The sequence below is a fragment of the Aquitalea sp. S1-19 genome, from assembly GCF_024343515.1.
Genome location: NZ_RJTZ01000129.1, coordinates 1 through 8,083 on the forward strand (window position 1 = coordinate 1; position 8,083 = coordinate 8,083).

8 protein-coding genes are annotated in these 8,083 nt (G+C 59.1%); 6 read left to right on the forward strand and 2 right to left on the reverse strand.

Annotated elements, in window-relative coordinates; all coding sequences use genetic code 11:
• The 6 genes from EGI20_RS15290 to EGI20_RS15315 form a co-directional block, all read left to right on the forward strand.
• A partial coding sequence (locus tag EGI20_RS15290; protein WP_498632472.1) for an ATP-binding cassette domain-containing protein occupies positions 1 to 303 on the forward strand: 303 nt, incomplete at its 5' end.
• Between the two features lie 100 nt (positions 304 to 403).
• Positions 404 to 1,174: a YdcF family protein gene (locus EGI20_RS15295; protein ID WP_498632473.1), complete on the forward strand. Its 771-nt coding sequence runs from the start codon at positions 404 to 406 to the stop codon at positions 1,172 to 1,174.
• Between the two features lie 10 nt (positions 1,175 to 1,184).
• The gene (locus tag EGI20_RS15300) at positions 1,185 to 1,949 is read left to right on the forward strand and encodes a competence/damage-inducible protein A (protein ID WP_498632474.1); all 765 of its coding nucleotides are present in this window, start codon (positions 1,185 to 1,187) and stop codon (positions 1,947 to 1,949) included.
• Between the two features lie 86 nt (positions 1,950 to 2,035).
• Positions 2,036 to 2,845 carry an endonuclease gene (locus EGI20_RS15305; RefSeq protein WP_498632475.1) on the forward strand — a complete coding sequence of 270 codons (810 nt, stop codon included), beginning with the start codon at positions 2,036 to 2,038 and terminating at the stop codon, positions 2,843 to 2,845.
• A gap of 239 nt (positions 2,846 to 3,084) precedes the next feature.
• On the forward strand, positions 3,085 to 4,293 hold the full coding sequence (locus EGI20_RS15310) for an amino acid aminotransferase (RefSeq protein WP_160796595.1): 1,209 nt from the start codon (positions 3,085 to 3,087) through the stop codon (positions 4,291 to 4,293).
• Positions 4,294 to 4,392: 99 nt separating this feature from the next.
• A complete protein-coding gene (locus tag EGI20_RS15315) occupies positions 4,393 to 5,700 on the forward strand; it encodes a DUF445 domain-containing protein (RefSeq protein WP_498632476.1) in 1,308 nt (435 codons plus the stop codon).
• 64 nt (positions 5,701 to 5,764) lie between these two features.
• Here EGI20_RS15315 and EGI20_RS15320 read toward each other — a convergent pair whose 3' ends face one another.
• Complete coding sequence (locus tag EGI20_RS15320) at positions 5,765 to 6,850, reverse strand: TRAP transporter substrate-binding protein (protein ID WP_498632477.1); 1,086 nt, start codon at positions 6,848 to 6,850, stop codon at positions 5,765 to 5,767.
• A gap of 177 nt (positions 6,851 to 7,027) precedes the next feature.
• Positions 7,028 to 8,083 (reverse strand): TRAP transporter substrate-binding protein (locus EGI20_RS15325; RefSeq protein WP_498632478.1); only part of this gene is annotated, 1,056 nt, incomplete at its 5' end.

The window sequence follows — 8,083 nt, forward strand, 5'->3', positions numbered from 1 at the left end:
CTGTCCGGTGGCGAGCAGCAGATGGTTGCCATGGGGCGCGCCATTGTGTCCAAGCCCAAGCTCTTGCTGCTGGATGAACCATCCATGGGTCTGGCTCCCTTGATCGTGGCCAAGATCTTCGAAATCATCCGCATGGTGGCGGAGCAGGGCGTGACCATGCTCCTGGTCGAGCAAAATGCGCGCTTGGCACTGGAAGTGTCACAGCGCGGCTATGTGATGGAGAGCGGGCGCATTACCATGAGTGGCAATGCGCAAGATCTGCTTAACGATGACAGGGTTCGCAACGCTTATCTTGGCGAGTAAACTATCGCCTCTCGGCCCTGCCCCCGCATGGGAGCAGGGCCGTTTTACGTTTAAACAGGCGCCGGGCTTTGCCGCCGGCGCTTTGCCTTTTTCTGGAGAGATGCGCGTGACGACTGCGCCGGGTGTGTTGTTCAATCAGGTTTTCGGGGCCTTGTTGCTGCCGCCGGTCAACTTTCTGCTGTTGGCCGGGCTGGGCTTTTGGCTGCTCAAACGAAAAAAGCAGGTCGGCGTGGCGCTGATTGTGCTCTCCCTATTGCTGCTGTATGCCTTTTCTACACCGCGCATGGCGCTATTTCTTAATGCCACACTGGAAAACCAGGCCGTAGCCCGGCTTGCCGATGTACGTCAGAGCGGCGCCATTGTGGTGCTGGGGGGCGGCAAGAAGCCGGCGCCCGAATATGGCGAGAACGTGCCTAATGGCGACACGGCGGCGCGCTTGCGCTACGCCGTGCACTTGCACAAGGCAAGCGCGGTGCCCTTATTACTGACCGGAGGTGCGCCCTTGGGCGGCGAGGCGGAAGCGTGGGTGATGCAGCGCATGCTGTGGCGCGATTATGGGGTCAAGCCTTACTGGGTGGAATCCGAGTCGGTCAATACCGAAGCGAATGCGCGATTGTCGGCAGCCATGCTGAAAAATGCCGGCGTAAAGCGCATCACGCTGGTGACGCAAGCCTGGCACTTGCGCCGTGCCGTGCCCTTGTTCGAAGCGCAGGGGCTGGAGGTTGTGCCGGCACCGACCGGGTTTACCCGCTACGACGGTGGCGGCATGGTCTGGTATCTGCCATCGGGCCGCGCCATGCAGGAAACGCATCAGGCGCTACGCGAGTGGGTCGGCATGCTTTATCATGGCATAAGAAATTCTTTCTCTTGAGGTCATCAGCATGAATGTAGGCGCGATCATCATTGGCGACGAACTCTTGTCCGGTAAGCGGCAAGACAAGCATCTGGGCGCATTGATTGCCATGCTTGCCGAGCGCGGCATGAAATTGGCGTGGGTCGAATATCTGGGTGACGATCCTGTACGCTTGCAGGCCTCTTTGGCGCGCGCCTTTGCCAGTGGCGATCTGGTGTTCAGCTTTGGCGGCATTGGCGCGACACCGGACGACTATACCCGCCAGTGTGCCGCACATGCATTGGGCGTGCCGCTGGCCATACATCCCGAGGCGCGTGTGATTATCGAAGGGCGCTTTGGTGCCGAGGCCTATCCGCACCGTATCAATATGGGCAATATCCCCGAAGGCGCACGCCTGATACCCAACCCGGTGAACCAGATGCCGGGCTTCTCGCTGGGAGATGTCCACTTTGTGCCGGGCTTTCCTGCCATGGCTTGGCCCATGATTGCCTGGGTGCTGGATACTCTGTATCCGCAATTGAAAAACACCGTGCCCGATATCGAGCAAACGGTGATTGCGCTGGATGCGCGTGAGGGCGACCTGATTACGCTGATGCAAACCTTTACCGCCCGCTACCCGGCGCTGAGGCTGTCCAGCCTGCCCAGTTTCGGTAGTGAGCGTATCCCGCAGATGCATATCGAGTTCGGTTTCAGTGGCCAGCCCGCACTGGTGCTACTTGCCATGGCCGAGTGGCGCAAAGCGCTGCAAGCATCCGGCTATGTCTTGTGCGAGCGCGACACCGTAAGCAATTGAAGCAAAAGCAAGCTATGAGGCTGAGTTAATTCAGCCTTGAAAGTCATGCAAAAGCCGGTTACGGTGGCGGTTTTTTGCGGCTTTCCATGAAATTCTGCTTTATTCCACTCCTGAGTGTCTTGCTGGTCGCGTGTTCCGGGCAGGGCAGTGCCGAAACATCCGCCCTTGCCAAGACGGCGCAAACCGCGCCAGTTGCCGCCATTTCGCTGACCGAGCCTATCGTGCTGGTCAGCGGCAAGGGTAGCGTCGGTCCGCGCGACTTCAATAACGCCAAAAAAGTGCTGCCTGGCGTTTTCAACGGTGAAGAAATCGATTTTTACTGTGGTTGTCCTTATACCGGCAAAACAATGGATCTGGCTTCTTGCGGCTATCAGCCGCGCAAAAATGCCAGCCGTGCCAGCCGTCTGGAATGGGAGCATGTGGTGCCGGCCTGGGTGCTGGGCCATCAGCGCCAGTGCTGGCAGCAAGGGGGGCGCAAAAACTGCACGTCGACCGACGATGTGTTCCGCATGGCTGAGGGCGATCTGGTGAACCTGGTGCCGGCGGTAGGCGAAGTCAATGGTGACCGCAGCAACTTCTCGTTCGGTGCCTGGACGCGCAACCCAGAGCCCATGTATGGCCAGTGCCAGACCATTGTCGACTTCAAGGGGCGCCGTGCCCAGCCGCGTGAAGAGGTCAGGGGACGCATTGCCCGTATCTACTTCTATATGCATGGCCGCTATGGCTTGAAAATGAGCAAGCAGGACACGCAACTGATGTGCGCCTGGGCCAAGACCTATCCCGTCGATGCCTGGGAAAAATCGCGCGACGCCCGCATCGTCAAACTGCAAGGCAGCGGCAATGTCTTTGTGCAGAATCCGCAGCAACTGGCCAGCGTGTGTGGCAAGCCGGCCTGATTTGCGCTTTGATTGTCACCAGATTCGCTTACGAGCGGGGTTGTGCCGGGTCAGGGGCAGGCTTTGCGGCAGCTTGCTTACGGTGCAGACAAGGCGCTAGCGTGGCTATGGCCAGGCAAGCCCGTGCTGATGGGCTTCTAATTGGCATGCACGGTAGCGATAGCGCATGATAAAATCGATGGCATAAATTCAAGCACGGCTTGCGCCTTGAGCGATCCCCTGTAAACACTGGAGTTTGTATGAGCACTTCGATTTTCGCCGGCGTTGCGCTGGCTCCGCGTGATCCTATTCTTGGCCTGAACGAGGCTTACAACGCCGATGCGCGCGCAACCAAGGTCAATCTGGGCGTGGGCGTTTATTTTGACGAGAACGGCAAAATTCCTTTGCTGTCTGCGGTGAAAGTTGCCGAAAAGGCGCGTCTGGAAGCCATGCCGCCACGCGGCTATCAGGCCATCGAGGGGAATGCCCAGTACAACCAGGCGGTACAAAAGCTGCTGCTAGGTGCGGACAGTGAATTGCTGGCGGCCGGTCGTGTCGTGACGGCACAGGCCTTGGGCGGTACTGGTGCGCTGAAGATCGGTGCAGATTTTCTCAAGGGCCTGAAGGCCGATGCCAAGGTGTATATCAGCGACCCGTCGTGGGAAAATCACCGCGCGCTGTTTGAGGCTGCCGGTTTTGTCGTGGAAAACTACCCCTACTACGATGCTGAAACCCGTGGCGTCAATTTTGCCGCCATGAAAGCCTTCCTGCTGGGTCTGGCGCCGGGTTCGGTCATCGTGCTGCATGCCTGCTGCCACAATCCGACTGGCGCCGATATGTCCGACGCGCAGTGGGCCGAGGTGGTTGAAGTTTGCCGCGAGCGCGCTTTGGTGCCTTTCCTCGATATGGCATATCAGGGCTTTGCCGAAGGCATCGAACCGGATGCCGTGGCGGTGCGCTTGTTCAGTGCCTCCGGTTTGCAGTTCTTCGTGTCCAGCTCCTTCTCCAAGAGCTTTTCCCTGTATGGCGAGCGTGTCGGTGCCTTGTCCATTATCACGGCGGACAAGGACGAGTCTGCGCGCGTACTGTCGCAGCTTAAGCGGGTGATCCGCACCAACTATTCCAACCCGCCTATCCATGGCGGCGCGGTGGTCGCGGCGGTACTGAGCAGCCCTGAGCTGCGCCAGATGTGGGAAGACGAATTGGGTGGCATGCGGGTGCGCATTCGTGCGATGCGCGAGGGGCTGGTGTCGGCACTCAAGAGCAAGGGTGTGGCGCAGGACTTCTCTTTTGTGACGGCACAGCGCGGCATGTTCTCCTATACCGGCCTGAGCGCGGCGCAGGTTGAAGTCTTGCGTGCCGACTACGGCATCTACGCCGTTTCGACCGGCCGTATCTGTCTGGCTGCATTGAACCAGAATAATCTGGCCTATGTCGCCGATGCGATTGCGGAAGTTGTTAAAGGCTGATCAGCGCGATAGTCAGCAGATAAAGCCGCCAGCATTGCTGGCGGCTTTATTTTTGTCTTCGGCTTACAATTCGTGCATGAGTCTATGGCAGGAGGCCGTATGGTAAACGCACAGGCAGCTATCGGCAGCGATGATGACCAGCGCCTGACCGAGCTTAAACGCATAAAGGCCATCGCGACGGCTTTGCTGGTGGGATCGCTATTGCTGGTGTTGCTGGCGCACTGGTTGCACGATGCCCATCCGATATGGCCGTTTGTGGCCGCTTTTGCCGAGGCCGCGACAGTGGGCGCCATGGCTGACTGGTTTGCCGTGGTGGCGCTGTTTCGCCATCCTCTGGGTCTGCCAATCTGGCATACGGCGATCATTCCGCGCAATAAGAGCCGTATCGCGCGCAATCTGGGCAGTTTTGTTGTCGAGCATTTTTTTACGCCGGCCGCTTTGTTGCCGCGACTGGCTATATACAATCCTGCACAACTGGCCGGCAACTGGCTATCCCGCATCTCGGTCTCGCCACGTCTGGCCCGTCTGGTGGCGGACGCGATGGCCACGGTGATCTCGTCGCTGGATGATGATGCGATGCGCCGCCATCTGGCAGGCGGCGTGCGCTCTGGTTTGATGCGTATCGACATGGCAACGCTGGGCGGGCGCGTGCTGGATGGCTGGCTGGCAGGTGAGCGCCAGCATGAATTGCTGGACACGCTGTTTAGCGGTATGGGACGCAAACTGGAAGGGGAGGCTGTACGCGAGCGTCTGGTGGCGCTGCTGACCGAGTCGCTGCATCTGGAAGACGTCAAGGTCATGGGCATGTCGCTGGGCAGTACCTTGCGTCCGCTGGCCCGCTCTGCCGCCGAGCGCCTGATCCTGCGTCTGCAGGCCGAGATGAGTGCGGCCGCGAGTGACCCGGCTCACCCATGGCGCGAGATGCTGGACGTTTACCTGCATGAGTGTGCGCTACGGCTAAAGGCCGACCCGCGCTGGCGTGCCCGTGTCACGCGCAGCATGAAGGCCTTGCTGTCTGACCCGGTGTTTGATGCTTTGCTGGATGATGTCTGGGCTAGCATCAAGGACTGGGTGCTGTCTGATGTGCGCGCACCCGACTCGCGGCTAGTGGCGGCCGGTATGGTGCTGTTGCGGGGGCTGGGCGAACGCCTGATGCACGACGCCCGCATGCAGGGTCGGCTTAACCGGCGGCTGATGGCTTTGTTGCCCTCTTTAGTCGAGCGTTATCGCCCGGCCGTGGCCATCTTTATTTCGGACAAGCTCGATAGCTGGAGCAAGGAAGAGGTGAGCGAGCGTATAGAGCTGGCGATCGGACAAGACCTGCAGTTTATCCGCATCAACGGGACGCTGGTCGGCGGTGCGATCGGCCTGTGCCTGTATTCCGTTTCGCGCCTGTTCTATTCATAGCGGTATGCGATAAAAAAGCGCCGCGCCCTGATCAGGCGCGGCGCTTTATGTTTTGGCGTACGGCTTATTTTTTGTTGCTGTACATAAAGCTTTCCATGCCCAGCTCAGCCAGATTGAACCAGCCATGCTCCATGGCGCGGAATTTCTTCCATGGGCCGTAGATCTTGGCGAAGGCCGGGTTTTTGGCGGCTTCTTCATCGTACAGCTTGAACGCTTCGGTATGCGCCGCCTTCATGATATCTGCCGGGTACTTCTTCAGCTTGGTGCCTTTTTGCAGTAGCGACACCAGTGCTTGCGGGTTCTTGGCGTCGTATTCTGCCAGCATCAGGAGGTTGGCTTCGGCGGATGCGACTTCGAACGCCTGCTGGTATTCCTTGGGCAGCTTGGCCCATTCCTTGCTGTTCACATAGAACGACAGGTTCGGACCCGGCTCCCAGAAACCCGGGTAGTAGTAGAACTTGGCGACCTTGTAAAATCCCAGCTTCTCGTCGTCGTACGGGCCGACCCACTCGGTGGCATCGATGGTGCCTTTTTCCAGTGCCGGATAGATGTCGCCGCCGGGAATGGACTGCGGAATGGCGCCCAGTTTGGCCATGATCTCGCCGCCGAAGCCCGGGATGCGCATCTTCAGGCCTTTGAGGTCGGCCAGCGATTTCACCTCGTTACGGAACCAGCCGCCCATCTGGCAGCCGGTGTTGCCGCCGGGGAAGTTGACGATATTGTACTGGGCGAATAGCTCGCGCATCGCCTTGAGGCCGCCACCGTAGTAGAGCCAGGCATTTTGCTGGCGGGAAGTCAGGCCGAAGGGCAGGGAAGTGTCGAAGGCGAAGGCCTTGTTCTTGCCGACATAGTAGTAGCTGGCAGTGTGGCCGCACTCGACGGTGCCGTTTTGCACCACATCCAGTACCTGGTTGCCCGGGGCGATTTCACCGCCCGGAAATACGCGGATCTGGAACTTGCCGCCGGTCAGCTCGGCGACACGCTTGGACAGCTGTTCGGCTGCACCGTAAATGGTGTCCAGGCTTTTGGGAAAGCTGGACGCCAGACGCCAGCGTACGGCCGGACCGTCAGCTGCAAGCGCAGGGGCGCTGACAACGGCAGCAGCAACGCCGGTGGCACCGGCTTTTTTCAGAAATGAACGTCTCTCCATCTTCTTCTCCTCCAGGGGTGGGCATTTGCCCGGTCGCGAAAGCGTCCGGCACCATGGCTGCGGTCTTATGCCGTTTTAAGTAGCCAGGGTGCGAATAATTTAGCACATGGGATATTCGATAAGGTTTTCACATAAAAAATGGGTAAAAAAACGGGGCATGATTGCCCCGTTTGTCGTTTATTTGCTGCGGTTGGTGTACATGAAGGATTCCATGCCCTGTTCGGCCAGATTGAACCAGCCGTGCTCGAGGGCGCGGAATTTTTTCCATGGGCCGTAGATCTTGCCGAAGGCCGGGTTCTTCTTCGCTTCTTCTTCGTACAAATTAAAAGCGATGGTCTGTGCGGCCTTCATGATGTCTGCCGGATACTTCTTCAGCTTGACGCCTTTTTGCAGCAGACGCACCAGTGCCTGCGGGTTCTGTGCGTCGTACTGGGCCAGCATGGTCAGGTTGGCTTCGGCGGCGGCCACTTCAAAAGCCTGCTGATATTCTTTTGGCAGTTTGGCCCACTGCTTGTTATTGACGTAGAACGACAGGTTTGGACCCGGTTCCCAGAAGCCCGGGTAGTAGTAGAACGGAGCGACCTTGTAGAAGCCGAGTTTTTCGTCGTCGTACGGGCCGACCCATTCGGTGGCGTCGATGGTGCCTTTTTCCAGCGCCGGATAGATGTCACCGGCCGGCAGGGACTGGGGAATTGCACCCATTTTGGCCATGATCTCGCCGCCAAAACCCGGGATGCGCATCTTCAGGCCCTTGAGATCAGCCATCGATTTCACTTCCTGGCGGAACCAGCCGCCCATCTGGCAACCGGTATTGCCGCCCGGGAAGTTGATAATGTTGTACTGGGCGTACAGCTCGCGCATTGCCTTGAGGCCGCCACCGTAGTAGAGCCAGGCATTTTGCTGGCGGGAAGTCAGGCCGAATGGCAAGGAGGTATCGAAGGCGAAGGCCTTGTTCTTGCCGACGTAGTAGTAGCCGGCGGTGTGGCCGCACTCGACCGTGCCGTTTTGCACCACATCCAGAACCTGGTTGCCCGGCGCGATCTCACCGGCCGGGAACACGCGGATCTGGAATTTGCCGCTGGTCAGCTCGGAAATGCGCTTGGCCATGCGCTCGGCCGCGCCGTAAATGGTGTCCAGGCTTTTGGGAAAGCTGGACGCCAGACGCCAACGGATGACTGGGGTGTCCGCTGCTAGCGCTGGGGCGCTGACTGCGGCCGCTGCCGCGCCGGCAAC

What these genes read in the sequence shown, in the direction of transcription:
- EGI20_RS15295 (WP_498632473.1), top strand. Translation starts at nt 404, where the DNA reads ATGCGCGTGACGACTGCGCCGGGTGTGTTGTTCAATCAGGTTTTCGGG.
- EGI20_RS15300 (WP_498632474.1), top strand. Translation starts at nt 1,185, where the DNA reads ATGAATGTAGGCGCGATCATCATTGGCGACGAACTCTTGTCCGGTAAG.
- EGI20_RS15305 (WP_498632475.1), top strand. Translation starts at nt 2,036, where the DNA reads ATGAAATTCTGCTTTATTCCACTCCTGAGTGTCTTGCTGGTCGCGTGT.
- EGI20_RS15310 (WP_160796595.1), top strand. Translation starts at nt 3,085, where the DNA reads ATGAGCACTTCGATTTTCGCCGGCGTTGCGCTGGCTCCGCGTGATCCT.
- EGI20_RS15315 (WP_498632476.1), top strand. Translation starts at nt 4,393, where the DNA reads ATGGTAAACGCACAGGCAGCTATCGGCAGCGATGATGACCAGCGCCTG.
- EGI20_RS15320 (WP_498632477.1), bottom strand. Translation starts at nt 6,850, where the DNA reads ATGGAGAGACGTTCATTTCTGAAAAAAGCCGGTGCCACCGGCGTTGCT.